The organism is Lentzea sp. NPDC055074 (genome assembly GCF_053608005.1).
In genome coordinates, this window is record NZ_JBSGUQ010000017.1 from 110,195 (window position 1) to 136,011 (window position 25,817).

At 70.5% G+C, this 25,817-nt stretch carries 28 protein-coding genes and 2 riboswitches; of the genes, 14 read left to right on the top strand and 14 right to left on the bottom strand.

Going from position 1 to position 25,817, the window contains the following annotated elements; translation table 11 throughout:
• Nucleotides 1-151 precede the first annotated feature (151 nt).
• Together ACWF7A_RS32110 and ACWF7A_RS32115 are read left to right on the top strand one after the other, a co-directional pair.
• Nucleotides 152-757, top strand: a complete 606-nt coding sequence (locus ACWF7A_RS32110) for an RNA polymerase sigma factor (RefSeq protein WP_452254252.1) — start codon at nucleotides 152-154, stop codon at nucleotides 755-757.
• 5 nt (nucleotides 758-762) lie between these two features.
• Complete coding sequence (locus ACWF7A_RS32115) at nucleotides 763-1,239, top strand: carboxypeptidase regulatory-like domain-containing protein (protein ID WP_169746023.1); 477 nt, start codon at nucleotides 763-765, stop codon at nucleotides 1,237-1,239.
• A gap of 786 nt (nucleotides 1,240-2,025) precedes the next feature.
• Here ACWF7A_RS32115 and groL read toward each other — a convergent pair.
• The 4 genes from groL to ACWF7A_RS32135 form a co-directional block, all read right to left on the bottom strand.
• A complete protein-coding gene (gene groL, locus ACWF7A_RS32120) occupies nucleotides 2,026-3,645 on the bottom strand; it encodes a chaperonin GroEL (RefSeq protein WP_452254253.1) in 1,620 nt (539 codons plus the stop codon).
• 222 nt (nucleotides 3,646-3,867) lie between these two features.
• Nucleotides 3,868-5,091, bottom strand: coding sequence for a serine/threonine-protein kinase (locus tag ACWF7A_RS32125; protein WP_452254254.1), 1,224 nt, complete (start codon nucleotides 5,089-5,091; stop codon nucleotides 3,868-3,870).
• Between the two features lie 80 nt (nucleotides 5,092-5,171).
• On the bottom strand, nucleotides 5,172-5,378 hold the full coding sequence (locus tag ACWF7A_RS32130; RefSeq protein WP_030470913.1) for a cold-shock protein: 207 nt from the start codon (nucleotides 5,376-5,378) through the stop codon (nucleotides 5,172-5,174).
• Between the two features lie 88 nt (nucleotides 5,379-5,466).
• Nucleotides 5,467-6,108 (bottom strand): AIM24 family protein, encoded by a 642-nt coding sequence (locus ACWF7A_RS32135; RefSeq protein ID WP_452254255.1) that lies wholly within the window; start codon nucleotides 6,106-6,108, stop codon nucleotides 5,467-5,469.
• Between the two features lie 70 nt (nucleotides 6,109-6,178).
• Between ACWF7A_RS32135 and moeA the strand changes: the two genes are divergently transcribed.
• The 4 genes from moeA to pssA all read left to right on the top strand — a co-directional run bounded on the left by moeA (nucleotide 6,179) and on the right by pssA (nucleotide 10,687).
• Nucleotides 6,179-7,375, top strand: coding sequence for a molybdopterin molybdotransferase MoeA (gene moeA, locus ACWF7A_RS32140; RefSeq protein ID WP_452254256.1), 1,197 nt, complete (start codon nucleotides 6,179-6,181; stop codon nucleotides 7,373-7,375).
• Nucleotides 7,376-7,403: 28 nt separating this feature from the next.
• Nucleotides 7,404-8,831: a M48 family metallopeptidase gene (locus ACWF7A_RS32145; protein ID WP_452254257.1), complete on the top strand. Its 1,428-nt coding sequence runs from the start codon at nucleotides 7,404-7,406 to the stop codon at nucleotides 8,829-8,831.
• Nucleotides 8,832-9,035: 204 nt separating this feature from the next.
• The gene (locus tag ACWF7A_RS32150) at nucleotides 9,036-9,731 is read left to right on the top strand and encodes a phosphatidylserine decarboxylase (RefSeq protein WP_089908648.1); all 696 of its coding nucleotides are present in this window, start codon (nucleotides 9,036-9,038) and stop codon (nucleotides 9,729-9,731) included.
• A complete protein-coding gene (gene pssA / locus ACWF7A_RS32155; RefSeq protein WP_452254258.1) occupies nucleotides 9,731-10,687 on the top strand; it encodes a CDP-diacylglycerol--serine O-phosphatidyltransferase in 957 nt (318 codons plus the stop codon). The genes ACWF7A_RS32150 and pssA overlap by 1 nt, the downstream gene beginning before the upstream one ends.
• A gap of 54 nt (nucleotides 10,688-10,741) precedes the next feature.
• Here the strand turns inward: pssA and ACWF7A_RS32160 are convergent, their stop codons facing one another.
• The 3 genes from ACWF7A_RS32160 to ACWF7A_RS32170 form a co-directional block, all read right to left on the bottom strand.
• Nucleotides 10,742-12,898, bottom strand: a complete 2,157-nt coding sequence (locus ACWF7A_RS32160) for an AAA family ATPase (RefSeq protein WP_452254259.1) — start codon at nucleotides 12,896-12,898, stop codon at nucleotides 10,742-10,744.
• A gap of 143 nt (nucleotides 12,899-13,041) precedes the next feature.
• Nucleotides 13,042-13,650: a LytR C-terminal domain-containing protein gene (locus ACWF7A_RS32165; RefSeq protein WP_452254260.1), complete on the bottom strand. Its 609-nt coding sequence runs from the start codon at nucleotides 13,648-13,650 to the stop codon at nucleotides 13,042-13,044.
• Nucleotides 13,650-13,928, bottom strand: a complete 279-nt coding sequence (locus ACWF7A_RS32170; protein ID WP_089910320.1) for a DUF3263 domain-containing protein — start codon at nucleotides 13,926-13,928, stop codon at nucleotides 13,650-13,652. The genes ACWF7A_RS32165 and ACWF7A_RS32170 overlap by 1 nt, the downstream gene beginning before the upstream one ends.
• 108 nt (nucleotides 13,929-14,036) lie before the next feature.
• On the opposite strand from ACWF7A_RS32170, the gene ACWF7A_RS32175 reads away from it, so the two are divergent.
• Nucleotides 14,037-14,618, top strand: a complete 582-nt coding sequence (locus ACWF7A_RS32175; protein ID WP_452254261.1) for a peptide deformylase — start codon at nucleotides 14,037-14,039, stop codon at nucleotides 14,616-14,618.
• Here ACWF7A_RS32175 and ACWF7A_RS32180 read toward each other — a convergent pair.
• A complete protein-coding gene (locus ACWF7A_RS32180) occupies nucleotides 14,615-15,553 on the bottom strand; it encodes an aldo/keto reductase (RefSeq protein ID WP_452254262.1) in 939 nt (312 codons plus the stop codon). The genes ACWF7A_RS32175 and ACWF7A_RS32180 overlap by 4 nt on opposite strands.
• Before the next feature lie 72 nt (nucleotides 15,554-15,625).
• Here ACWF7A_RS32180 and ACWF7A_RS32185 point away from each other — a divergent pair, with 72 nt between their 5' ends.
• From ACWF7A_RS32185 to thiD, 3 genes are all read left to right on the top strand, one after another.
• Complete coding sequence (locus ACWF7A_RS32185) at nucleotides 15,626-16,228, top strand: LysE family translocator (RefSeq protein WP_452254263.1); 603 nt, start codon at nucleotides 15,626-15,628, stop codon at nucleotides 16,226-16,228.
• Nucleotides 16,229-16,937: 709 nt separating this feature from the next.
• A riboswitch (TPP riboswitch) is annotated at nucleotides 16,938-17,060 on the top strand.
• Nucleotides 17,052-18,692: a phosphomethylpyrimidine synthase ThiC gene (gene thiC / locus ACWF7A_RS32190; protein WP_452254264.1), complete on the top strand. Its 1,641-nt coding sequence runs from the start codon at nucleotides 17,052-17,054 to the stop codon at nucleotides 18,690-18,692. Its footprint overlaps the riboswitch before it by 9 nt.
• Nucleotides 18,689-19,504, top strand: a complete 816-nt coding sequence (gene thiD, locus ACWF7A_RS32195) for a bifunctional hydroxymethylpyrimidine kinase/phosphomethylpyrimidine kinase (RefSeq protein WP_452254265.1) — start codon at nucleotides 18,689-18,691, stop codon at nucleotides 19,502-19,504. The genes thiC and thiD overlap by 4 nt, the downstream gene beginning before the upstream one ends.
• Here the strand turns inward: thiD and ACWF7A_RS32200 are convergent.
• Nucleotides 19,447-19,764 carry a hypothetical protein gene (locus ACWF7A_RS32200; RefSeq protein ID WP_452254266.1) on the bottom strand — a complete coding sequence of 106 codons (318 nt, stop codon included), beginning with the start codon at nucleotides 19,762-19,764 and terminating at the stop codon, nucleotides 19,447-19,449. The two genes, thiD and ACWF7A_RS32200, sit on opposite strands and share 58 nt — an antisense overlap.
• Nucleotides 19,765-19,860: 96 nt before the next feature.
• On the opposite strand from ACWF7A_RS32200, the gene ACWF7A_RS32205 reads away from it, so the two are divergent.
• On the top strand, nucleotides 19,861-20,289 hold the full coding sequence (locus ACWF7A_RS32205) for an SRPBCC domain-containing protein (protein WP_452254267.1): 429 nt from the start codon (nucleotides 19,861-19,863) through the stop codon (nucleotides 20,287-20,289).
• A 41-nt stretch (nucleotides 20,290-20,330) separates the two neighbouring features.
• Here ACWF7A_RS32205 and ACWF7A_RS32210 read toward each other — a convergent pair whose 3' ends face one another.
• The 4 genes from ACWF7A_RS32210 to ACWF7A_RS32225 all read right to left on the bottom strand — a co-directional run bounded on the left by ACWF7A_RS32210 (nucleotide 20,331) and on the right by ACWF7A_RS32225 (nucleotide 22,751).
• Nucleotides 20,331-20,774, bottom strand: a complete 444-nt coding sequence (locus ACWF7A_RS32210; RefSeq protein ID WP_229693556.1) for a MarR family winged helix-turn-helix transcriptional regulator — start codon at nucleotides 20,772-20,774, stop codon at nucleotides 20,331-20,333.
• 75 nt (nucleotides 20,775-20,849) lie between these two features.
• Nucleotides 20,850-21,605 carry a thiazole synthase gene (thiG, locus tag ACWF7A_RS32215; protein ID WP_452254268.1) on the bottom strand — a complete coding sequence of 252 codons (756 nt, stop codon included), beginning with the start codon at nucleotides 21,603-21,605 and terminating at the stop codon, nucleotides 20,850-20,852.
• 1 nt (nucleotide 21,606) lies between these two features.
• Nucleotides 21,607-21,807, bottom strand: coding sequence for a sulfur carrier protein ThiS (thiS, locus tag ACWF7A_RS32220; protein ID WP_452254269.1), 201 nt, complete (start codon nucleotides 21,805-21,807; stop codon nucleotides 21,607-21,609).
• Nucleotides 21,804-22,751: an FAD-dependent oxidoreductase gene (locus ACWF7A_RS32225; RefSeq protein ID WP_452254345.1), complete on the bottom strand. Its 948-nt coding sequence runs from the start codon at nucleotides 22,749-22,751 to the stop codon at nucleotides 21,804-21,806. The genes thiS and ACWF7A_RS32225 overlap by 4 nt, the downstream gene beginning before the upstream one ends.
• Before the next feature lie 3 nt (nucleotides 22,752-22,754).
• A riboswitch (TPP riboswitch) is annotated at nucleotides 22,755-22,866 on the bottom strand.
• A gap of 26 nt (nucleotides 22,867-22,892) precedes the next feature.
• Here ACWF7A_RS32225 and thiE point away from each other — a divergent pair.
• Nucleotides 22,893-23,531, top strand: coding sequence for a thiamine phosphate synthase (gene thiE, locus ACWF7A_RS32230; protein WP_452254270.1), 639 nt, complete (start codon nucleotides 22,893-22,895; stop codon nucleotides 23,529-23,531).
• Between the two features lie 31 nt (nucleotides 23,532-23,562).
• Entirely contained in the window at nucleotides 23,563-24,324 is a 762-nt protein-coding gene (locus ACWF7A_RS32235) for a dioxygenase family protein (protein ID WP_452254271.1), read from the top strand.
• On the opposite strand, the gene ACWF7A_RS32240 is transcribed toward ACWF7A_RS32235, so the two are convergent.
• On the bottom strand, nucleotides 24,307-24,870 hold the full coding sequence (locus ACWF7A_RS32240; protein WP_452254272.1) for a TetR/AcrR family transcriptional regulator: 564 nt from the start codon (nucleotides 24,868-24,870) through the stop codon (nucleotides 24,307-24,309). The genes ACWF7A_RS32235 and ACWF7A_RS32240 overlap by 18 nt on opposite strands.
• A 49-nt stretch (nucleotides 24,871-24,919) precedes the next feature.
• Between ACWF7A_RS32240 and ACWF7A_RS32245 the strand changes: the two genes are divergently transcribed.
• Entirely contained in the window at nucleotides 24,920-25,810 is an 891-nt protein-coding gene (locus tag ACWF7A_RS32245; protein ID WP_452254273.1) for an NADP-dependent oxidoreductase, read from the top strand.
• The last annotated feature ends 7 nt before the right edge of the window (nucleotides 25,811-25,817 follow it).

Genomic DNA, 25,817 nt, shown 5'->3' on the forward strand with positions numbered 1-25,817 from the left:
GGGAATCACGGGCCGCTGGCGTACCCGGAGGAAGATGAGGGTCACTTGGCGGCAATACTGCTCCAATCGAGTGAATTTGGTATCTACCGCCCAGTTAGCCCTTCATGAGTTGGCGGACGGCGCTGACAGGGCGGCCGATCGGAGGTGCTGCATGGACGAGCTGCACACGGCGGACGACCGACCGCCGTGGGACGGGCTTGAGGGCACCGAACGGCACGCCATGTGCGTGTCGGCGGCACGCGAGGGCAACCGGGACGCGCTGAACGTTCTGGTGGACGAGCTGACCCCGCTGCTGTGGCACGTCGCGCGCGGACAGGGACTCGACCGAACCTCCGCGGAAGACGTCGTGCAGACCGTGTGGCTCGCGTTCTTGAAGAACATCGAGAACATCAACGAGCCAAAAGCCCTGGTCGGCTACCTGGTGGTCACGACGAGGCGTGAAGCGCGCCGAACTTGGACACCCAACAAGCGTGAAACGCACCTGTCCGACGAATACGCCGAACAGCTCGAGTCCGACACCGGCCTGCCCGAGGACGTGACGCTGATGGACGACCGCGACCGCCGCCTGTGGCTCGCGTTCGGCCGCCTGACCACGAGGTGCCAGGAACTGCTCCGGCTCACCGTGCTCGCGGGCCGCGCGGAGTACAGGGCAGTCGCCGAGGCACTGGCCATGCCCCACGGCAGCATCGGTCCGACCAGGGGACGGTGTCTGACACTGCTGCGCAACTACCTGGAGACGGAAGGAGGATCGCGGTGAACGAGATCGACCCGCGCGACGACCGCAGGGGCCCTGAGGACACCGCAGTCCTCTCCGAACTGAACAGGCTCGTCGACGAACTGGACCCGCCACCCGCCGACCTGGTGGACCGCGTGAAGTTCGCGATCGCCCTGGAGTCGCTGGACGTGGAAGTGGCCCGGTGGGAACGCGCGGGATCGTTCGCCGGGGTCCGGGGCGGGCAGACCGGCACGATCACCTTCACCGTCGACAACCTCACGTTGATGGTGAACTTCACCTCGACCGGGTCACGGCACCGGATCGACGGGTGGCTGGTGCCGGCCGGGGAGCACGAGGTCGAGGTTCGGGTGGCCGATCATCAGTCCTCCTGCACTCGGGCTGATGACGGTGGGCGGTTCGTTCTGCCGGACGTACCGGCTGGGACCACGCAGATCTTGGTGCATTTGGTGAACTCTCGCGGGGAGCCTGGGCGGACTGTTGTCACGCCCACGATCATGCTTTGATTTTTTGGTGGCGTTTCTGGGTTCTGGGGTTTGTTGCGTTTGCCGCCTTGTGAGGGCGGTTGCGCAGGTGGGGACGAGACGGAGCTGGTCATCGCCACTTCGCGACGATCGCGATCGGGGCTCGACTTCAGGACCCTTGCGAGGCCTTTCTCTGCCTTTGAAGGCCGGTCTGTGAAGCCCGGCCGAATGGTCAAGTTCAAGGCCACGCACCCGAAGTCGAGCCCCGATCGCCGTCGTGACTGCTTTCTGCCCGCTGCCCGGCTGTGAAGGTTCACACGGCTCGGCTGCGCCATTGCGTTGAATTGCCGGGGCCTGGGCCTGCCATCGCCGCATCCTGCCTCTGCGGTTCACCTCGCCGGCAGCCGCTCCGCGCCGCCGGTCCCACGCCCTCCAGCTTCACTCCGGACACCTCCGCCGCCACCGGCCGGCCCAGTTGCCGTTGGTCGGCTCTCGACTCGCCTACGCGCCGCCGGCCCCGGCTCACCTCGGCCAGACCTTTCACGGCTCGTCTCCGGCATGCCGATCCTCACGCCTTCCATGACCCGTCTAGGCATGCGCACCCCGCACGTTCCTCGCAAGCCAGCCGTTGCCCCGCGAGCCCCTGCGCGTCCCCGCAGCCGTCCCGGCACGCTCGCCAGCAAGCCCTCCGCGCCTCAGCAGCTCGTCCCGCACCCCTGGCGTGCCCGCTGCGCCCGGCCCTGCACGGCTCCTCCGCCCCGGCATGCCGAAAGGCCCGGCTCGCCGAAGCGAACCGGGCCTTTCAGAGGTGAAGCGAAGCGGACGGACTCAGAAGTCCATGCCGCCGGCGTCCGGCGCGGCCGGAGCGGCGTTCTTCTCCGGCTTGTCCGCGACGACGGCTTCCGTCGTCAGGAACAGGGCGGCGATGGACGCGGCGTTCTGCAGCGCGGAACGCGTGACCTTGGCCGGGTCGATGATGCCCGCCTTGATCAGGTCCTTGTACTCGCCGGTCGCGGCGTCGAGGCCCTCGCCCGAGGGCAGGGACTTGACGCGCTCGACCACGACGCCGCCTTCGAGGCCGGCGTTGACGGCGATCTGCTTCAGCGGCGCCTCGACGGCGACCTTGACGATGTTGGCACCGGTGGCCTCGTCGCCCGTGAGCTTCAGGCCCGCGAAGGCGACCTCGGCGGCCTGGAGCAGCGCGACGCCACCACCGGCGACGATGCCCTCCTCGACGGCGGCCTTGGCGTTGCGGACCGCGTCTTCGATGCGGTGCTTGCGCTCCTTGAGCTCGACCTCGGTGGCCGCGCCCGCCTTGATGACGGCGACGCCGCCGGCGAGCTTGGCGAGGCGCTCCTGGAGCTTCTCGCGGTCGTAGTCGGAGTCCGACTTCTCGATCTCGGCGCGGATCTGGTTGACGCGACCCTGGATCTGGTCGGCGTCACCGGCACCCTCGACGATGGTCGTCTCGTCCTTCGTGACGACGACCTTGCGGGCCTTGCCCAGCAGCGAGATGTCGGCGTTCTCCAGCTTCAGGCCGACGTCCTCGGTGATGACCTGGCCACCGGTGAGGGTGGCGATGTCCTGGAGGATGGCCTTGCGGCGGTCACCGAAGCCGGGCGCCTTGACGGCGACGGACTTGAAGGTGCCGCGGATCTTGTTGACGACCAGGGTCGCCAGGGCCTCGCCCTCCACGTCCTCCGAGATGATCAGGAGCGGCTTGCCGCCCTGCATGACCTTCTCGAGGAGCGGGAGCAGGTCCTTGACCGTGGAGATCTTGGAGCCGAACAGGAGGATGTACGGGTCCTCCAGCGTGGCTTCCTGGCGCTCGGGGTCGGTCACGAAGTAACCGGAGATGTAGCCCTTGTCGAAGCGCATGCCCTCGGTGAGCTCGAGCTCGAGACCGAGGGTGTTGCTCTCCTCGACGGTGATGACGCCTTCCTTGCCGACCTTGTCCATCGCCTCGGCGATGAGCTCGCCGATCGTGGGGTCAGCGGCGGAGATGGACGCGGTAGCAGCGATCTGCTCCTTCGTCTCGATCTCCTTGGCGTTCTTCAGCAGCTGCTCGGCGATGGCCTCGACGGCCTGCTCGATGCCGCGCTTGAGGCCGAGCGGGTTCGCGCCCGCGGCCACGTTGCGCAGGCCCTCGCGGACCAGTGCCTGGGCGAGCACGGTCGCGGTGGTGGTGCCGTCACCCGCGACGTCGTCGGTCTTCTTCGCGACCTCCTTGACGAGCTCGGCCCCGATCTTCTCCCACGGGTCCTCGAGCTCGATCTCCTTCGCGATGGAGACGCCATCGTTGGTGATGGTCGGCGCGCCCCACTTCTTCTCGAGCACGACGTTGCGGCCCTTCGGGCCGAGCGTCACCTTGACGGCGTCAGCGAGGATGTTCATCCCGCGCTCGAGACCGCGACGGGCTTCCTCGTCGAACGCAATCATCTTGGCCATTGCGGTGTGTTCCTCCGCCTTTGTGGATTCTGGGCCACTGCGGGCACACGCCCACAGCGGAACACGGTGCAGTGGCCAGGTTGGTGCCCGCGACGGACGACCCCGGAGGGCCTCACCCTCCCAGCCTCACTGCTTTGGCACTCGGACGAGCCGAGTGCTAGTTCGTGTTTAGCACTCGGGCACGGCGAGTGCAAGCGAACCCGGACGACTCCCAGGCGACTCTCAGCGTGATGTGCGCACCGGCACAGAGGTCGGCAGGGGCTTCTTCGACGTGGGCTCGTCACCGATGTTCAGCGTCGGCGAGGAGTTGGTCTTCGGCTGCCGCGCGGGCTCGTCACCCGGCGAGAGGATCACGACCAGCACGATGATCACCACGATCGCCACCGCGGCCGCGACGACCGGCGCGAACCACGCCGGGCGCTCCTTCTTGCGGGTCGACGTGAACGCGCTCGCGCCCACCTGGTTCGGCGGGCGCAGCCGGACCGGGTCCTGCAGCTGCTGCGCGTAGGCGCGCTGGAACTGGTCCTGCTGCGCGGGCATCGGCCCCGAGACCGGCCCTTGAGCGGGGAACGAGCCGGACTGCGGCCCGAGTTGAGCGGGAGCCGAGCCCTGCGCGACCCCGGCGAGGGCGACGCGGGCGGCGTTGATCAGCTCGGCGCAGTTCGCGAACCGCTGCGCAGGGTCCTTCGAGGTGCCCTTGCGGATGACCTCGTCGATGGCCGGCGGCAACGCCACGAGCTGCGAGAGCGCGGGCACGACGTTGCTGAGGTGGCCCGCGATGACCTCCTGCACGCCGCCCTGGAACGGCGGGCGGCCGGACAGGCAGGCGAAGAGCATGCACGCGAGCGCGTACTGGTCGGTGCGGCCGTCGACGGGCTCGCCCCGCAGGTGTTCCGGCGCCGCGTAGGTCGGCGAGCCGAGGAAATCACCCGTTCGGGTGCGGTGGCCGGTGGCGCCGCGGCGGGTCAGGCCGAAGTCGGCGACGTAGACGTGCTCGCGCACGCCCTCCTTCTGCGTGACCAGCACGTTCGCCGGCTTCACGTCGAGGTGCACGAGCCCCTTGCCGTGCAGCATGTCGAGCGCCTCGGCCACCTGGGCGAGCAGCGTCAACGTGCGCGCGGGGGTGAGCGGCCCCTCCTTGATGTGACCGGCCAGGTCCTGGCCGTCCACGAGCCGCATCGCGATGTACAGCAGGCCGTCGACCTCGTCGAAGTCGTACAGCGGCACGATGTTCGCGTGGTCGATCGCGGACGTGTTGCGCGCCTCGTCCACGAACCGCTCGCGGAACTCGGCATCGGGGGCGAGGTGCTCACCGATGACCTTGAGCGCGACCTTGCGGCCCAGTCTCACGTCCGTGGCCCGGTACGTCACGCTCATGCCACCGCGGCCGAGCACACCATCGATCCGGTAGTGCGCGATTCGTCGCCCGCTCAGGTCCTCCGACACGCAAGGCAGCCTAACGTCCGGCCGGATCGGCTTGTCCCGGGTTGGCCAAAGGCGTGACCGAAGTGATCTCCGACCGGTGCCTAACCGGCGCGGCGCACGTCCGACGCCTGGCTGCGCCCGTCCCGCCCGGCCTGCACCTCGAACTCCACCCGGTCGCCTTCTGAGAGCGTCCGGAAGCCTTCCATCTGGATCGCCGAGTAGTGCACGAACACGTCGGGCCCGCCATCGGTTGCGATGAAGCCGTATCCCTTTTCGGAGTTGAACCACTTGACGGTACCGAGAGCCAAGACGTCCTCCTTCAGATCACGCATCTCACGCAAAGCGCAGAGAGCAACGCTAAAAGAAGAAATCTCACGCGGATACCTCCTTACGGAGTCATGAACGAGGGCTGACTCCGTTGGCGCGCAACCAGGTGGTGAGTCGCCGGGGCCCTCGCGCCTGGGTCAGCACGGCTCCCGGACCAGCGAAGTCGAACACCAGCCCCTCGCCCGTCTGAATGGATTGCACGCCATCGGGTACCGACGGCCGGAGACGGCATTGCACGGTGTCCGCGAACGCGACGACGTGATCGCTGCTGATGGTCACGGCCTCTCCCGCTTCCAGCGTCACGAGGTCGAGTGCGCCGTAACAGGCGAGCACCATCGAGCCCTGGCCGTGCGCGTAGGTCATGAAGCCCTCGACGCCCCCGAAGATCGCCTGCATCGGCGGTGCCCCCGGGTTCATCGCCACCGTGCTGCTCGACGCGACCCAGCTGTGCCGGGCGATGCACCAGCCGTGCGTCCCGTCGAGCTCGATCTGGTGCAGGTCTCCGGGCAGCACGGGGGCCGCGTCGAGCCAGCCGCCCTCCGCGCCCGCCGTGCACAGCGCGACGGCCTTGGCGCCCGCGCCCTTCACCTCGACCACGAGCCCGTAGCTGGTCGCCGCGATGGTCAGCGGGTCGGCCAGCACCGCCTCGCCGGGCGCGAGCACGAGTCTCGCCACGCCGAACGTCGGTGTGTGCCTGGTCCGGACCTGCACGAACAACACCTCCGGGAGGATTCGGTCACTGCGATCGTCACGACCGGCGCGACGTTGGCAGTATGCAGTCGTGCCCCCCACCACTGTCGCCGAACACCGCCATCGCGTCGCGGAGCTCGTCGGGTCGATGCCCGTGCTGCAGCTCCCGCTCGAGGAGTGCCTCGGGCTCGTGCTCGCCGCCGACGTCAGCGCGCCGCTGGACCTGCCGCCGTTCGACAACTCGGCGATGGACGGGTACGCGGTGCGGGCGGCCGACCTGAACCGGGAAGGGACGTCACGTCTCGTCGTGACCGACGACATCCCGGCCGGCCGCACCGAGCTGACCCCGCTGGCACCCGGCACCGCGCAACGGATCATGACCGGTGCGCCGATCCCTCCCGGCGCGGACGCGGTGGTCCAGGTCGAGTGGACCGACGGCGCCACCGACACCGTGGAGATCAACCGGGCCGTCGAGCCCGGTCAGAACATCCGCGTAGGCGGCGACGACGTGCGGAAGGGCGACGCGGTGCTGGCCGCGGGCACGGTGCTGCGCCCGTCCACGCTCGGTCTCGCCTCCGCGCTCGGCCTGCCCGAGCTACCGGTGCGCCGCCGTCCCCACGTGCTGGTCCTGTCGACCGGCTCCGAGCTGGTCGAACCGGGCCGGCCGCTGGAGCTCGGCCAGATCTACGAGTCGAACGGCATGATGCTCGCCTCGTCCGTGCGGGACGCGGGCTGCGTCGCCACCCGGCTGCGGTTCGTGCCGGACGACGTGGAGGCCTTCCACAGCGCGCTGAAGCCGTACCTGGGCGCGGTGGACGTGATCGTGACGTCCGGCGGGGTCAGCGCGGGCGCGTACGAGGTGGTCAAGGACGCCTTCGCGGACCACGACGTGCAGTTCACCAAGGTCGCGATGCAGCCGGGCGGGCCGCAGGGCTCCGGCCGCTACGAGGGCGTGCCGGTGCTGTCGCTGCCGGGCAACCCGGTGAGCGCGCAGGTGTCGTTCGAGGTGTTCGTGCGGCCGGCGCTGATGGCGTCCATGGGTCACACCCAGCTCGAACGCCGCAGCGCGCGGGCCAGGATCACGTCCGCGCTGACGTCGCCGGCGGGCAAGACGCAGTTCCGGCGCGGGCTGCACGACCCGGCGTCCGGCGAGGTCGTGACGCCGGTCGGTGGTCCGGGATCGCACCTGTTGTCGGCGCTCGCGCTGTCGAACTGCCTGATCGAGGTGCCCGAGGACGTGACCGAACTGCCTGCGGGAACAGAGGTCACCGTGAGATACCTGCAGTAGGCACTGAACGATCTGGGGGAAGCAGGACATGAGAGCGGCATTCGCGCTGGCGATGCTCGCCGGGTTCTTCGTGCTCGCGGTGGGCATCGTCGGGTGGCTGGGCGTCCTGGCGTTCCTCCTGTTCGAACGAGGAGAACCCGAGGGCGGCTGGTGGCTCGTGACGCTGGCGCTCATCGTGGGCCTGCCGACGCTGTACGCGGTGGTCAGGGCGGTCTGGGCGCGCCCGCCCGCGACCGGCGTCTCGCTGACCCGCGCGACGCACCCCGAGCTCTGGCGGCACGTCGACGAGCTCGCGGTGATCGCGGGCACCCGCACTCCCGACGAGATCCGGCTCGTCGACGAGGCGAACGCGTCCGTCTGGGAGCGCCGCGGCACGCGCTACATGAGTCTCGGTCTGCCGTGGCTGGCCGGGATGACCATCGGCGAACTGCGGTCGGTGCTGGCGCACGAGCTCGGCCACTACGGCGGCGGCCACACCCGGCTCTCCGCGCTCACCTCCCGGGCGAGGGTGGCCCTCGGTCTGGCGAGCGAGCAGGGCGGCAGCTACCTGACCGGGGTCCTCTACGGGTGGGCGAAGCTGTACGCGCTGGTCGCGGCCTCGGAGAGCCGCAAGCACGAGCGGTTCGCCGACGAGGTGTCCGTCGCGGCGGCCGGGCGCGAGGCCTCGGTGCGTTCGCTGCTGCGCGGCGGCCCGCTGGGCGTCGCCTGGGCGGACTACAAGCGCTGGTACGTGTCGCTGGCCGTGTCCGCCGGACGCACGCCACCGCTGCTGGAGGGCTTCCGCGCGTACCTGGACCACCCGCGGCGCGTGCACCAGTTGCGGGAGATCGAGCCGCTGCTGGCCGCTCAGGAGCCGACGTCGGTGTTCGACAGCCACCCGCCGATCCGGGAGCGGGTCGCGACGATCGCGCGGCTCTCGCCGTTCGCCGGGGTCGTGGCCGAGGCGATCGACGAGCGGTCGTCGTGGCCGCTGCTCGACGGCACCCCTCCCGAGGAGGTCGCGGCGCTGGTCGGCGTGCACGGGCCGCCGATCGCCTGGGACGAACTGGCGCGGCTGGCCGGTCCGGCGCTCGTCCGGCGGCACGCCGACCTGCTGCGGCACGCGGGACGCGTGAGCAAGGTCGGCGACACGATCGCCGACGTGCTCGGGGCACTGGCGGGCGCGCAGCTGCACAAGCTCACGGGAGCACCCGTGGACGCGTCGCTGACCCAGGCCGAGGTGCACGACGCGGCCGTCGAGGCCGTGACGGAACTGCTCGGGTGCATGGTCGCCGACCTGCTCGTCACGGCTGACCGCGCGCAGCTGGAACTCAACTGGGGCGGACTGTTCCTGCTGCGGATGGCGGACGGAGCTGCGGTCTACCCGGACGACCTGGTCGAGCCCGCCGTGCGTGACGCCAACCGGGTCCCCGAGGTGCGGTTCAGGCTGCAGACCCTCGGCGTCGACGGACTGTGACGGAACGCTCACCCAGCGCCGTTGTTCACCCCATGTGACGGGGATTACACTGACCGCAGGTGCCGGTCGGCCCGTGCATTCGTCGGGGGATGCACGGGCCTACCGGCCACTTGTCTTTCCGGCAGTCCCGATGGGCGGTTTGGCGTGTTGCCGTAGCGTGATGCCGCCCGACAATCCACGGAAGCTACGGAACCCACAGACACGATGAGCAGCGAGAAGCCCGTCTCCCACTTCCTCGAACTCGCGCGCGGCATGGTGCCGCCGATGCACCCGGCAGGGCGCCCGTTCGTCGCCGGTGCGGCGATCGCGACCCTCCTCGTCCGGCTGCGCTTCAAGCGCCTGGGCGTCGTCCTCGCGCTGGTCACGGCGTGGGTGGCGTGGTTCTTCCGCGAGCCGAAGCGCGTGACGCCGACCCGTCCGAACCTCGCCGTGGCCCCGGCCGACGGCACCGTCTCGCACGTCGTCGACGCCGTCCCGCCGGCCGAGCTCGGCCTCGGCTCCCAGCCGATGACGCGCGTCAGCGTCTTCCTCTCCGTCTTCGACGTGCACGTGCAGCGCGTGCCCGCGGACGGCGAGGTCGTCCAGGTCTCGTACCACCCCGGCAAGTTCCTCTCGGCCGACCTCGACAAGGCCTCCGAGGAGAACGAGCGCAACACCGTGTGGCTGCGCACGGTCGACGGACACGACCTCGTCGTCGTGCAGATCGCCGGCCTGGTCGCCCGCCGCATCGTGTGCGAGGTCGCCGAGGGCGAGAAGGTCACCGCCGGCCAGACGTACGGTCTGATCCGCTTCGGTTCGCGCGTGGACCTCTACGTGCCGCGCGGCAGCCGCGTCCTGGTCGAGGCCGGCCAGCGCACCATCGGCGGCGAGACCGTCCTCGCCGAGCTTCCGGAAGCCTGATGGCACCCAGCGGGCCCGGCGTTCGCCTCCTGCCGAACGCGATCACGGTCCTGGCCATGTGCTCGGGCCTGTCCGCCGTGCACTTCGCGAACGTCGGCATGTGGGGCGCGGCCATCACCGCGATCGCGGCGGCCGCCGTGTTCGACGGCCTGGACGGCCGCATCGCCCGCCTGCTGGACGCGACGTCGAAGATGGGCGCGGAGCTGGACTCGCTGGCCGACGCCATCTCGTTCGGCGTCGCGCCCGCCCTCGCGATCTACCTCTGGAAGTTCGAGGGCAACCGCGCCGGCTGGGTCATCGCGCTGATCTTCGCGGTCTGCATGGTGGTCCGCCTCGCCCGCTTCAACACGTTGCTGGAGAAGGAACAGCCGCCGTTCGCGAAGGAGTTCTTCGTCGGCGTGCCCGCTCCGGCAGGCGGTCTGTTGCTGCTGCTGCCCCTGATCATCGAGGAGCAGGTGCGCAGCGACGGCTGGTGGAACAACCCGTACGTGGTGGGCGCGTGGACCGTCGTCGTCGCGATCCTGCTGGTGTCGCGCATCCCGACGCTGTCCGTGAAGACCGTGAAGGTGCCGCCGCGCGCGGTGGCGCCGCTGCTGGTCGCCGTCGGACTGCTGGCCGCCGCGGTCATCACGTACCCGCTGGTGGCGCTGATCATCGCGATGGTCGTGTACCTGGCGCACCTGCCGTACTCGGTGCGCCGCTACCTGTGGCTGTCGAAGCACCCCGAGGCGTGGACCGTCACCGGTGCCGACCGCCGCGCGATCAAGCGCGCGCACGGCGTCGCGGCTCGCCGGCTCGGGTTGCGTCAGCCGTTGCACGGTCGTGTGGCCGGTGCGGCCATGCGCGCGGTGCGCCGGCCCCGTCGTGACGGTGCCGCGCCCACGGTGGCGGACGGCGCGAACGGCCGTCGTCGCTCCTGGCGGCAGTTGGGGCTCAGGCGCCAGCAGAAGCCTTGACGCACAACGGAGAAGGCCCCGGACACCTCGTGTGCCGGGGCCTTCTCCGTTCGGTCAGGCCTGACGGCCGGTCGCGTACGCCTCCAGCGTCGCCAGCTGCATCGGGTCCAGCGACGGCCGCACCTTCTCGCGAGCCTTCGCCAGGTGCGCCTGCGTCACCTCCGCCGCCTCCAGCGACTCCCGCATCGCCGTCAGCGCCGCCTCCCGCACCAGCCCCGCGCAGTCGGCCGCCGAGTACATCTCCAGCTCCTCGGCCAGCGCGGCCAGGTCCACGTCCGCGGCCAGCGGCGTGTTGCGCGACGAGGCCTTCAGGATCTCCGTCCGCGCGGCCGCGTCCGGTGGCGTCACGTACACCAGGCGCTCCAGCCGTCCGGGTCGCAGCAGCGCCGGGTCGATCAGCTCGGGCCTGTTCGTGGCGGCGATGACCACCACGTCCCGCAACGGTTCCACGCCGTCGAGCTCCGTCAGCAGTGCCGCGACCACCCGGTCCGCCACGCCGGCGTCCGACGACTGGCCGCGGCGGGGCGCCAGCGCGTCCACCTCGTCCAGGAACACCAGGGCCGGGGCGGCGTCGGCGGCCCGGCGGAACAGCTCGCGCACGGCCCGTTCCGACTCGCCGACGAACTTGTCCATCAGCTCGGCGCCCTTGACCGTCAGCACGTTCAGCTGCCCGGTCCCGGCCAGCGCCCGCACCAGGAACGTCTTGCCGCAGCCGGGCGGCCCGTACAGCAGCACCCCGCGCGGCGGCTCGACACCGAGGCGCGCGAAGGAGTCCGGGTAGCGCAACGGCCACAGCGCGGCCTCGGTCAGCGCCTGCTTGACCTCCACCATGTCGCCGACGTCGTCCAGCGTCAGCCCACCGGTCTGGATGGTGTCCGACGCGGACATCGAGAGAGGCCGCACGGTCTGCAGCGCGCCGAGCAGGTCCTCCTGTCCCACACGGGGTTCGGCGACCTCGCGCTGGCGCAGCGCGGCTCGCACCGCCGCCTCCCGGCGCAACGCGCACAGGTCCGCCGCCACGAAGCCCGGCGCCCGTTCGGCCACCGCGCCGAAGTCCACATCGGACTCCAGCGGCACGTCCCTCAGCAGCACCCGCAACAGTTCCGTGCGCGTCGCGCCGTCGGGCAACGGCAGCGTGAGCTCCCGGTCCACCAGGTCCGGCGCCCGCAACCGCGCGTCCACGGACTCGGCCCGCGCGGACGTGACGATCAACGCCAGGTTGGGGCGCGCCACGGCGGTCCGCAGGATGTCGAGCACGACCGTGGCCACCGGAGGCGGCGTCGACGGCAGCAGCGCGTCGATGTCCGTGAGCAGGAGCACCGTCGGCCGTTCGGGAACGCTGGAGATCGCGTCCGCGAGCTGCTTGGCCATCGCGCCGGGCTCCAGCACGGCGATGCTCGGCGCGGCCAGCTCCACGACGGACGCGTCCACCGACCTGGCCACGGCTCGCACCAACGTGGCCTTGCCGACCCCCTCGGGTCCGCTGACCAGAGCGGCGAGCCGAGCCGCCGCACCGAGCTTGGTCAGCAGTTCGGGCTGCCGGAACATCAGCTCCAGCCACTCGGCGAGCCTGCGCGCCTGCTCCCGTTGCCCGACGAGGTCCGCGACCGGCAGCGCCTCGTGCGTCTCGCGCACCACCACCGGCGTCACCGGTGCCGCGGCCTGGGCCTCGCGCCACCCGACCACGCTCGACGGCTGCACCGCCACCGGCCCGGAGGGGTCGGTCGAGGTGATGGTGATCAGTTCGTTGGTCCACGTCATGCCGATGGCGTTGGACAGCTTCCGCCGCGTCTCCGACACGTTCACGCCGGGCGGCGGCGCGAGGTCCTGCGGCAGCAACGACACGCTGTCGCCGACCGTGAGCACCTTGCCGGTCAGGGCCAGCCGCACGGTGTCCGGAGTCAACGCGGTGGAGGCCAGCCGCGACCCCGCCACGGTGATGGACCGCGCGGCCGTCACCTGGATCGGCGCCACGACGATCTCGGACCCCTCGACGATGCCGAGGTTCGTCAGCGTCACGTCGTCCACCAGCACCACGCCGGGCGGCTGGTCGCTGGCGGCGGCGAGAGCGGCGCTGACGCGGGCGCCGGTGAGCTTCACCGCGTCCCAGGCGCGCAGGCCGAGCGCGTCGAGCACCTCGGGGTGGAGCCGGACGACACCGCGCCGGCTGTCCAGTGCGGACGGGGACAGTCGAGCCGTCAGCGTGATCACGCCACGACTCTAGGGCCTGTGCCGCGGTCCGGTCCTGTGAGAGCCGCGCCTGGCGTGGTTCTCGGTGGTGCGACCGGGGAAAGTCCGGTAAAGCGACGCCCCGGGGCCGGCGAACGACCCCGGGCAGCGCCGGCGGCGGACCCTCACTTGTTCTTGGACGGACCCTGGAAGTCGTTGGTGACGATCAGGATGATGCCCGTGGGCGCCTTCTCGATGCCGTCGAACCGGGGCTCGACCCGAGCGCGCAGCACCTCGGCCAGCTCCTTGGCGGAGGCCTCTTCGTCCGTCCCCGGCCGGTAGTACACCGTCGTCGTGGGGATGGTGCCCTGCGAGTAGTTGCCGGTGTCGGCGACGGTCCACCCGTTCGACCGCACCGCGTCCGAGGCCTTCGAGGCGAGGCCGGTGATCGTCGAGTTGTTGTAGACGCGGACCGGCACCTTCGCGGCCCCCGGCTGGGTGACCGGCGGAGGCGGCACGGCGGCGGAGGTCGACGACGGTGTGGTGGCGGGCGGAGCCGTCGTGGTGGCCGCGGGCGGCTGCGTGGACGACGCCTCCGTCGGCGCGGTCGGCGACCCCGCGCTCGTCTGGGGAGGCGGCGCGGTCGAGCTGCCCTCGGCGGACGGCGGTGTGTCCGACCCACCGCCGAACAGGCTGACCACACCGATGATCAGGGCCACGGCGGCGACGCCGAGCAGGGCGAAGCCGGCGGCCTTGGCCGGACGGGACGGGCTTGCGGACTCGGGGGAGGTCATCAGTCCTCGGTGCTCCTGGCGCGGGCGCGAACCCTTTGGCGGCCTGTCCTGACTCCGCGCAGCCGTTTGACGAGCATCGGATCGGCAGCCAGGGCGGCTTCGGATTCAACGAGCGCGTTGAGCAGCTGGTAGTAGCGGGTCGCGGACATGTCGAACAGTTCCCTGATGGCCTGTTCCTTGGATCCCGAGTACTTCCACCACTGACGCTCGAACGCGAGCATCGTGCGTTCGCGGCTGGTCAGCCCGTCAGCGGAGGTGAGCGTCTCGGCGTGATCCATCTGGCTCCCCACGGTCGCCACACCATCTCAGGTGCGGGCAATTCAATCACGTGATCGTTCCAACGTACCGCGCGACACCGACAGTTTTGGACCGCATAAAGTTCAGCCATGGCCGTCCACCGCATCCGCATCGCCGGCGACCCCGTGCTCCACAACCCAACGCGCGAGGTCACCGAGTTCGACACCGAGCTGAAGAGCCTCGCCGCCGACATGTTCGAGACGATGGCAGCCGCTCGTGGTGTCGGGCTCGCGGCCAACCAGATCGGTGTCGACCTGCGGCTCTTCGTCTACGACTGCCCGGACGACGAGGGTGTCCAGCACCGCGGCGCGATCGTGAACCCGACGCTCGAGACGTCGGAGATCCCGGAGACCATGCCGGACCCGGACGACGACTTCGAGGGCTGCCTGAGCGTGCCCGGCGAGGCGTACCCGACCGGACGCGCCCACTGGGCGAAGGTGACGGGCAAGGACCTCGACGGGCAGCCGTTCGAGGTCGAGGGCACCGGCTTCTTCGCCCGCTGCCTGCAGCACGAGACGGACCATCTCAACGGCTACCTCTACACCGACCGCCTCGTCGGCCGGTACAAGAAGGAGGCCAAGCGGATGCTGCGCGACAACGAGTGGAACCAGCCGGGCCTGTCCTGGGACCCGAACGACCCGGCCAACTTCGACGAGGACGACGAGGACTAGGGGCGGAGCACCGCCTCCACCTGCTTCAGCTCGTCCACGCCCAACGGCCCGAACGCGAGCGCGCCGGCGTTCTCCTCGACCTGCGCCACCGTCCGGACTCCCGGGATCGGGACCAGGCGGGGAGAACGCGCCCAGAACCAGGCCAGTGCTCCCTGCACCAGGGTCCGGCCGCCCGAGGTCAGCACGTCCCGGACGGCCTCCCGCGCCTCGAAGTACTCCGGTGACGGCTTCCCGTCGACGAAGAACCGCAGCCAGGACGGGTTCGTCACGCGCACGTCGTCGGGGGGCAGCTCACCGAACTCCTCCCGGGCCAGCAGGCCCATCGCCAACGGCCGGCGGCACAGCACCGCGTACTCCCCCGCGTACATCTCCGGGTTGTCGAACAGCAGGTTGATGTCGGCCTGAGCAGCGATCCCGTGCGGCCCCTCGCAGAAGAACCGCGCCCGCTCGACGTCGTCCGTGCTCCACCCGTAGGCGCGGATCTTGCCCGCGGCCACCAGCGCCTCGCACTCGTCGCGCAGCAGCGCCGCCTCCTCCAGGCCCAGCCCTCCGACGTGCAGCTGGTACAGGTCGATCCGGTCGGTCCCCAGCCGCCGCAACGACGCCTCCACGGCGCCGCGCAGGTACGCGACCGACCCCTCGTCCCCCGTCATCCGCTTCGCGGCCGCGTCGAACCCGCAGCCCCACTTCGTCGCGATCACCACCTGGTCGCGCATGCCCGCAAACGCTTGCCCGACCAGCTTCTCCGCGTGCCCGCAGCCGTACACGTCGGCGGTGTCGAAGAGCGTCACGCCCAGCTCGACCGCCCGCCGCAAGGCCCTGACCGACTCGCCGTCGTCAGCGGGTCCCCACCCGACCGGCAGCCCGTCCGGGCCCGAGAACGGGCCGCCCATGGCCCACGTGCCGAATCCCAGCTTCCCCAGTTCCAAGGTCATGGCACCAGCGAACATCCTGGAGCGCGCTCCAGGTCAAGAAACGAGTTGCGAGCACCAGCGACCATCAAGGGCATGCCCATCGACAACATCGTCGCCTTCGTCGCGGCCTCGTTCCTCATCGCGCTGTCGCCCGGACCTGGCACGGCCATGGTCCTGCGACAGTCGGTGCACGGGCGAAAAGCCGCGCTGGCGACGGTGTTCGGCATGGAGGTCGGCGTGGCCTGCTGGGCGATCGCCGCGGCTCTCGGCCTGTCCGTCCTGCTCACGGCGTCCGAGATCGCCTACCACGGGCTCCGGATCGCGGGCGCGGTCTTCCTGATCTACCTGGGCGTCAAGGCCCTGATCAGCAAGAGCCTGCCGAACGCCGAGCCGCCACCCGCGAGCCACGCGTTCCGCAGCGGCCTGGTCGTGAACCTGGCCAACCCGAAGCTCGGCGTGTTCGCGATCTCGTTCCTACCGCAGTTCGTGCCTGCCGGGGAGGCCGGCCAGGGGGTTCTGCTCTTCCTCGCCGTCGGCTGGGTTCTCATCGACACCGTCTGGTACCTGGTCATCGTGTCGATCCTGCACACGATCAGGGGCTGGCTCAGCAGGCCTCGGGTCCGTCCCGCGCTCGAGAAGCTGTCGGGCGGCGTGCTGCTGGCGCTCGGAGTCCGGCTGGTACTCGACCCGCGTTGAGATCGGGTTGCCCCGGCGCCAGAACAGCTCGGGCAGCCCGGCGAGCTCGGCGAAGGTGTGGCAGGCGGCCATCGACGCGTAGCCGCCGGCCAGCACGTGCGCGCGGATCCGGTCCAGGCGGCCGAACTCGATCACCTCACCGGCGATCAGGAACGGCAGCACCAGCTGCCAGGCCTGCACGACGGCCGGACGACGCCGGTGAGGTGCGCGCAGGGCGGCCCGGGCGACGCGCAGCAGGTGCTCGTTCGCGCTCATCGTGTACGGGTGGGCCGAGTGGTCCCAGCTCCAGCGGCGCTCCTCGGTGACCGCGCACCGCACGCACTCGACCGGCCCGGTGCCGAGCTCGGCACCGCAGCGGGAGCACGCGAGCAGCGTCATCGCCCAGTCGACGCACGTCCACGGGTACTGGCCGACGTCCGCCGCGGTCACCAGTTCGGCGAGTTCCCGGTCGGCGAGCTGCGACGACGTCCGCAGCGCCTCCCAGTCCGCGAGCCAGAACTGGTCGAGCAGCTCGGCGCAGAAACCGCAGTCGGGGTAGCCGCGACCTGCGAGTTCTCCGCAGGAAGGGCATGCCGAGACCACGGCGGGACGCTGGCCGCGTCGCGCGCCGGGCGGGAACGGCTGGTGATCAGCCACGAGGAAGAGATTAGGGGCAAACGACGCCCTTGGCAGCTGCGGCGCGCGCTGACTATGGTCGGTTCTCGACAACTCAAGAAAACGCGGGAGCTCGCGCCAGAGCGGGCTGAGAGGGTGACTGGCAGTAGTGCCGGTGTCACCGACCGCCTGAACCTGACCGGGTAATGCCGGCGTAGGGAGGAATGTCGTGACGGCACTTGACGACCGTTCGGTCAAGCCCAGTGTGACCACGGGCCCGATCTCGGGCTCGCGCAAGGTGTACCGCGATGGTGTGCCTTTTCGCAGGGTGGAACTGACCAACGGCGAGCATGTCGATCTCTACGACACTTCCGGTCCGTATACCGACGACAACGCGACGATCGACGTCCACAGTGGACTGCCCGGCCTGAGGTCGGAGTGGATCGCCGCACGGGAACCGATCAACGGAGCTGTCAGCCAGCTCGCGTACGCGAAGGCCGGGATCATCACCCCGGAGATGCGCTACATCGCGGTGCGCGAGAACCTCGACGCGGAGTTCGTGCGCAACGAGGTGGCCATCGGGCGTGCGGTCATTCCGTTGAACCGCAAGCACCCCGAGGCCGAGCCGATGATCATCGGCAAGAAGTTCCTCGTGAAGATCAACGCCAACATCGGCAACTCCGCGGTGTCGTCGTCGATCGAGGACGAGGTCGACAAGATGGTGTGGGCGTCCCGCTGGGGTGCCGACACGATCATGGACCTGTCCACCGGCAAGCGGATCCACGAGACGCGCGAGTGGATCCTGCGCAACTCGCCGGTCCCGATCGGCACCGTGCCGATCTACCAGGCGCTGGAGAAGGTCAACGGCGACCCGGCCGCGCTGTCGTGGGAGATCTACCGCGACACCGTGATCGAGCAGGCCGAACAGGGCGTTGACTACATGACCGTGCACGCGGGCGTGCTGCTGCGGTACGTGCCGATGACGGCCAAGCGCGTCACCGGCATCGTCTCGCGCGGCGGGGCGATCATGGCCGGGTGGTGCCTCGCGCACCACAAGGAGAGCTTCCTCTACACGCACTTCGAGGAGCTCTGCGACATCCTGCGCACCTACGACATCACGTTCTCGCTGGGTGACGGGCTGCGGCCGGGTTCCATCGCGGACGCCAACGACGAGGCGCAGTTCGCGGAACTGCGGACCCTGGGCGAGCTCACGCACATCGCGCGGGCGAAGGACGTCCAGGTGATGATCGAGGGCCCCGGCCACGTGCCGATGCACAAGATCGCCGAGAACGTGCGGCTCGAGGAGGAGTGGTGCGGCGAGGCGCCGTTCTACACCCTCGGGCCGCTGGCCACGGACATCGCGCCGGCGTACGACCACATCACGTCGGCGATCGGTGCGGCGCAGATCGGCTGGCTCGGCACCGCGATGCTCTGCTACGTCACGCCGAAGGAGCACCTCGGCCTGCCGAACCGCGACGACGTGAAGACGGGCGTGATCACGTACAAGATCGCGGCCCACAGCGCCGACCTCGCCAAGGGCCACCCCGGCGTCCAGGACTGGGACGACGCGTTGTCCAAGGCGCGCTTCGAGTTCCGGTGGGAGGACCAGTTCAACCTGTCGCTCGACCCGGACACCGCGCGCTCGTTCCACGACGAGACGCTCCCCGCGGAACCGGCGAAGACGGCGCACTTCTGCTCGATGTGCGGGCCCAAGTTCTGCTCCATGAAGATCACGCAGGACGTGCGGCGCTACGCCGAGGAACGCGGACTGTCCACAGTGGAGGCGATCGAGGCGGGCATGGCGGAGAAGTCCGGCGAGTTCGCCGACACGGGCAACAAGGTCTACCTCCCGGTCGTGGAGACCTCGTGACCGAGGCACCCCCGCGGGTGCTCACCATCGCCGGAAGCGATTCCGGCGGTGGTGCGGGCATCCAGGCCGACCTCCGCTCGCTCTTCGCGTGCGGAGTGCACGGCTGTGTGGCGCTGACGGCCGTGACGGTCCAGAACTCGGTGGGCGTCACGGGGGTCTCCGAGATCCCGGCGGACGTCGTCGCGGCGCAGATCGTCTCGGTCGCCGAGGACATCGGCGTGCAGGCCGCGAAGACCGGCATGCTCGCGTCGGCGCGGATCATCGAGGCCATCACGCCCGCACTGGACCGCGTCGGCATCGGCTCGGGCAGGATCCCGTTCGTCGTCGACCCGGTCTCGGCGTCCATGCACGGCGACCAGTTGCTGGCCGACAACGCCCTGGACGCGTTGCGCGGCCTGCTGTTCCCGCGCGCCACCCTGGTGACGCCGAACCTCGACGAGGTGCGGCTGATCACCGGGATCGCGGTGAAGGACCGCGAGGACCAGCGCGTGGCGGCGGAGGCGTTGCACGCGCTGGGCCCGGAGTGGGTGCTCGTGAAGGGCGGCCACATGTGGGACGACCCGGAGTGCCTCGACCTGCTCTACGACGGCCGCGAGTTCATCGAACTGCCCGGCCCGCGCTACGACACCGAGAACACGCACGGCAGCGGCGACACCCTGGCGTCGTCGATCAGTTCGGCGCTCGCTCGTGGTGCTTCCGTGCCCGAGGCCGTGCGGTTCGGCAAGGACTTCATCGTGAAGTCCGTCGCGGCGGCCTACCCGCTGGGTGCCGGCGTCGGCCCGGTGTCACCGTTCTGGAGCCTCGACAGGTAGCGGGCGCGCATCGCCCTCGGGTCGGTCGTCCCGGGATCGAGCAGCCGGACCGTCGACGCTCCTTCGAGGAACGCGACGACCGCGGCCACTTCGCCGCGCAGTGGGGCGAAGTGGCCGCGGAGAGCGCGGTCGCGGGCGCGGAACCGGTGCGTGATCCCGCCGTCGCGCGCCAGGTGCTCGGCCACGTTCGCGAAGTGCTCCGAACGCTGGTCGTGAGGCGGGGCCGCCGAACCGCGTGGCCGGCGAAGCCGTGCACGCACCGCGGTCGGTGCTCAGCCGTGACAGCCGGTTCGGACTCCGAGCCGCCGGACCCGCTACCGGAAAATCGCTGGACCGTCCCACCATGCTTGACAACCGTGCAGGAGAACGAGGTCAGGACGGAACTGGTCATCCCGGCGCCGATCGACGACGTGTGGCGGGTGCTGGTGGACTTCGCGGGTTATGCCCGCTGGAACCCCGTGATGGAGTACACGCTGGTGGAGGGCTTGCACACCAAGGTGAAGGCGGCCAAGGGGACGCCGTTCGAACGCGACTTCGACGGCGAGATCACCTCGATGGAGCCGCACGTGCTGGCCTCGCAGGGTGGCGACCCGGAGACGTTCTTCGGGCGTCATCGCTGGGAGCTCAGCGAGACAGATGGCGGCACGCGGCTGGTGAACGTGGAGAGCTTCAGCGGGACGATGGCCGCCGGGGTGCTGGCGCAGACCCGCGAGGTGCTGGTCGCGGAGTTCGACGCGTTCAACCACGCGCTCCGTCGAGCGCTGACCGAGAACCCGCCGCGATGAGACGCGAGCAGTCCGGCGACTGCTCGCGCACCCTCACACGGTTACTTCGGCTCCTCGCCGACCAGCGTCTCCAGCGCGTCCAGCGCGCCGACGAGCGCCGAGATGTGTTCCGGCGTCAGCTGTTCGATCCGCCGTTGCAGCTCCCGCACCCGCGCGGACCGCACGCCGGACACCATCGTCTCGCCCTCGGGCGTCGGGGTGGCGAGCCAGGCACGGCCGTCCTGCGGATCGGGTTCGCGCTTCACGTACCCGGCCTCGACCAGGGCGGCGACGATGCGCGACAACGTCGGGGGCGCCACGCCCTCCTTGTTCGCCAGGTCTCCCAGGCGCATGGGGCCGCAGCGTGCGAGGGTGGCGAGCGCGGAGACCGCGCCGGGGCCGAGTCCGGGGGAACCGGTGCGTCGCAGCAACCGGGCCAGCCGGCCGATCGCCAGGTACAGACGCGCGGTCGCGTCCTCGACCTCGGCGTCAATGGGGGCCGTCACGGCTTGTCGTCCTCCTCGGCGGATTTCAGGTAGTGGTCAATCATCCCCCAACACGTGAGTACCCAAGGTAGCGACTCAGAGACCCGGCGAAGACGCTTGGGCCCAAAAGCGCCGCGGAATTCGTCCGGCCAAGCGCGCCAGCCGTCCGCCCTCGACCGCACAACGCATGGCGGCACCCATCCGTTCCGGGTCCTGGGCCCGTGTGACGGCGGTCGCCAGGAGTACCGCTGAGCAGCCGAGTTCCATCGCCAGCGCCGCGTCCGAGGCGGTGCCGATGCCCGCGTCCAGAACTACTGGAACAGAAGCACGGGAAGTGATCAGCTCGATGTTGTGCGGGTTGCGGATTCCGAGGCCCGTACCGATGGGAGAGCCCAACGGCATGACCGTCGCGCACCCGATGTCCTCCAGCTTCCGCGCCAGCACCGGATCGTCGTTGGTGTAGGGCAGGACGACGAAACCGTCCAGGACGAGCCGCTCGGCCGCGTCGAGCAGCTCGACCGGGTCCGGCAGCAGGGTCTCCTCGTCGTGCACGACCTCGAGCTTGACCCAGTTCGTCTCCAGCGCCTCGCGCGCCAGCTGGGCGGTCAGCACGGCCTCGGCGGACGTGCGGCAGCCCGCGGTGTTCGGCAGGACCTCGATTCCAAGGCGCCGCAACAACTCCAGCACGCCGGTCTGCCCGGCGGCGTCGACGCGGCGCATCGCCACGGTGGTGAGCTCGGTGCCGGACGCGACGAGGGCCCGTTCCAGCACCGAGAGGTTCGCGGCACCGCCGGTGCCGGTGATGAGCCTGGACCGGAACTCCCGGCCCGCGATGATCAGCGGATCGTCCACGTCAGCCTCCCTGGACCGCGGTCAGCACCTCGACGACGCCGCCGTCCGGCACGATCGTCCTGTCCCACAACGCCCTCGGCACCACGGCGCCGTCCAGCGCCACGGCCACGCCCTTGTCGGGCGCTCCCACCAGCGTCACGACCGCGGCCACCGACGTGCCCTCGGCCAAGTCGCGGGGAGTCCCGTTCACCTGTGCCTTCACGAACTTCCTCCCTGGAGCAGCCCGACCACGAGCCGAGCGGTGTGCGGGGCGAGCAGCAACCCGTTGCGGTGGTGGCCCGTCGCCGCGATCACACCCGGTTCGAGCCACCGCACGACCGGCACGTTGTCCGGGCTGCCCGCGCGGAACCCCACGGCGGCCTCGGTCAGCGCGTACTCGGCGATGCCCGGCAGCACGGTCTCCGCGTCCCGCAGCAGGTCCCGCACGCCCGCGACGGACACGTGGGTGTCGAACCCGGCCTCGTACTGGGTCGCGCCGACCACCAGTCCGTCGTCGCGCGGCACCAGGTACACCGGGCGGCCGGAGACCAGCGCGCGGATCGTGTGACGTGGAGGCGGCAACGCCCCGGGGCGGTGGGTGAGCCGCAGGATCTCGCCCTTGACCGGCCGGATCACGTCGCGCAACGCCGGGTGCAGCCGCCCGCTCCACGCCCCGGCCGCGATCACGGTGACCTGTCCGTCCACATCGGACTTCACCCCCGCGTCCCGGCAAGCCTTCCACAGCGCGGAAAGCAGCACCCTGTTGTCGACGGCCAGGTCGCCCGCCGCGTACACGCCGCCGCGCACCGCCGGGCCCAGCGAGGGTTCGAGGGCGCGGATCTCCCGTGACGTCAGCAACTCCCCCGCGTGCCGCAGATCGGCGAGGTCACCGGGTTGCGTCCCGACCGCCAGCGTCCCCGCCTCGAACAACGGGACACCGATCGACGCGGCGAAGGCGGGCCACATCGCGAGGGCCTCGACCCCCTGCGCCACCACGGCTTCCTCACCCGGCCACGCCTCCGTCAACGGCGCGAGCATGCCGCCCGCCACGCGCGAACCCGCGTGCGGTGAACCGAGGTCGGACACAGAGACCGAGAACCCGGCCCGTGCCGCGGCTAGTGCCGCGGACAGCCCGATGACACCGCCACCCCGGACGGCCACTTCCACACTGCTCAAGGCATTCACGCTCCCTGCGCCGGCATGACCCGGATCAGGTTCGACGGTCGGAGCGAACCACGCTCCCTCTCAGCCCGGTGTTCTCCAGGCTCCCGTGCGGACCGACTTCAACATAACGGTTAACGTGCGTGCGTGCCAGGACTCGACGGAAACCTGATCAGGCAACGACTCGCCGACGCGACCCTCTACCTCTGCACGCCGAACCGGCCTGATCTGGCCGAGTTCGCGGACGCGGCACTCGCGGGCGGCGTCGACGTCATCCAGCTGCGAGACAAGTCACTGGAGGCGAAGCAGGAGATCGAGGCGATCGAACTGCTCGCCGAGGCCACCGAACGCCACGGGAGGCTGCTCGCCGTCAACGACCGCGCGGACATCGCCCACGCCGTCGGAGCCGACGTGCTGCACCTCGGCCAGGACGACCTGCCCGTCCCGCTCGCCCGCAGGATCCTCGGCGACGAGGTGGTGATCGGCCGCTCCACCCACGACGTCGGCCAGATGACGGCGGCGGCCGGCGAACCCGGCGTCGACTACTTCTGCACCGGCCCGTGCTGGCCGACCCCGACCAAGCCGGGCCGCCCCGCACCGGGACTCGACCTCGTCCGCGCCACGAAGAGCGACCGCGTGTGGTTCGCGATCGGCGGCATCGACCTCACGAACCTCCACGAGGTCAAGGAGGCCGGAGCCACCCGAGTCGTCGTCGTGCGGGCCATCACCGACGCCGAGGACCCCCGCCGGGCCGCCGAGTCGTTCAAACTCGAACTTAGTAGTTGAAATTTGAACTAACAGGCGTACTCTCGGAGACGTGAGCGCACCTGTGCTGTACCTGAGCCACGGGGCTCCCCCGCTGGCTGACGACGAGACGTGGACCAGAGAGCTCCGGGACTGGTCCGCCACCCTCCCGCGCCCGGAGGCCGTTCTCATGGTCTCCGCGCACTGGGAGGAGGCGCCGACCACCATCGGCGCGACCACCACCGTGCCGCTGGTCTACGACTTCTGGGGCTTCCCGCAGCGCTACTACGAGGTGAAGTACGAGGCTCCCGGCGCTCCAGAGCTCGCGAACGACGTCCGCAAGCTGCTCGGCGGCCACGTCGAGCAGGACGAGCAGCGCGGCCTCGACCACGGCGCCTACGTGCCGCTGAAGGAGATGTTCCCGGACGCCGACGTGCCGGTGCTGCAGATGTCGATGCCCACGCTCGACCCTCGCGAGCTGCACGAGATCGGCCGCAAGCTGGCGCCGCTGCGCGACCAGAACGTCCTGATCGTCGGCAGCGGCTTCATGACGCACAACCTGAGCTGCGTGAACTTCCCGGCCGGACCGGACTACGAGCCGCCGTCGTGGTCGAAGGAGTTCGACGACTGGGCCCACCGGCAGCTCGCGAACGGCGACGTCGACGCGTTGCTCGACTTCCAGGCCAAGGCGCCGGCCGCCGGGATCGCCCACCCGAGGACCGAGCACTTCGCGCCGCTGTTCGTCGCCTTGGGCGCGGCGAGCGACGAGAAGGCCCGCACCAGCGTCGACGGCTTCTGGTACGGGCTCTCGAAGCGGTCAGTGCAGTTCAGCTGAGCCTTCCAGGAACAGCGTGGAGAGCCGGCGTGCGATGGCGGGCGTCCCGTTGCGGACGCCCGAGCTCGCCATCAGCAGCAGCACCACGTCGTCGACCGAGAAGTCGGCCCGCAGCCGTCCGGCCGCCTTCGCCCGGCGGATGAGCTCGGCGAGCGAGCGGAACGACGAGTCGCGCACCGCGGTGAAGTCGATCGCCTTCGGATAGGCGCTCGTGAACGCCGCCGCGAACCCGCGGTCGAGCACGTGCAGCCGGCACACCTCCTCCACCGTCCGGCAGAAACCGCGCCACGGGTCGGGGTCCGCGAGCCCGTCGTCGACCGCGGCGGTGCAGGCCGCCATCTGCTCCGAGAAGGCCTCCACCACCAGCGCCTCCTTCGTCGGGAAGCGGCGGTAGAGGGTCGCCGGGCCGACGTCCGCACGGCGGGCGATCTCGCGCATCGACACGTCGAGACCCTCCGAAGCGAACACCTCGCGCGCGACCGCCATGATCCGGTCGCGGTTGTCCTGGGCGTCCGAGCGCAGGTTGTGAGTCAGATTCGCCGTCACCGTCTCAGTTTGGGCTAAGTGGACGCCCTGTTCCACTAATTTCGCCGTCATGCGAGCACTCCAGTTCTCCGAGTACGGCCCTGCTGACCTGTTGCACGTCGCCGAGGTCGCCGAACCCCACGCGGGTCCCGGCCGGATCCGCGTCGCGGTGCGCGCCTCCGGGGTCACGCCCGGCGACACCTACCTGCGGTCCGGGATGTTCGGCGAGCGGCTGCCGTTGCCGCACGTGCCCGGCGTGGACGCGGCCGGAGTCGTCGACGAGGTCGGCGAGGGCGTGATCGGCGTCAGCGTCGGCGACGAGGTCTTCGGGATGGTCGACCTGGCGCTGCTCGGCGGTGCCAACGCCGAGTTCGCGGTGCTGGCCGCGTGGGCACCGAAACCGGCGACCCTGAGCTGGGAGCAGGCGGGCGGGGCCGCGGCGAACGTGGAGACCGCCACCAGGGCGCTGGACCTGCTCGGGGTGCGCGACGGCACGACGTTGCTGATCGCGGGGGCCGCGGGCGGGGTCGGCACGGTGGCGATCCAGCTCGCGGCCGCGCGGGGCGCGAAGGTGATCGGCACGGCCGGTCCGGCGACCCAGGACTTCGTGGCTTCGCTGGGCGCGACGCCGGTCGTGTACGGCGAGGGCCTGGCGGACCGGGTCCCGGGAGTGGACGCCGTCCTGCACTGCGCGGGCACGGTTCCGGAACTGATCACGATCGCGGGCTCGCCGGACCGCGTGGTCACGATCGCCGACCTGTCCGGTGAGCACGGAGTCCGGCTGACCCACACGGCAGGCGGCCCCGGCGCCGACCCCCAGGCGCTGCACGGCCTCGCGATCGCGGCCGGACTGGACTCGTTCACCGTCCCGCTCGCCGGAGTCTTCCCGCTCGACCGGGGTGCCGACGCGCACAGACTGAGCGAGACCGGCCACGCCCACGGCAAGATCGTGCTGGTCTGAGAACGCG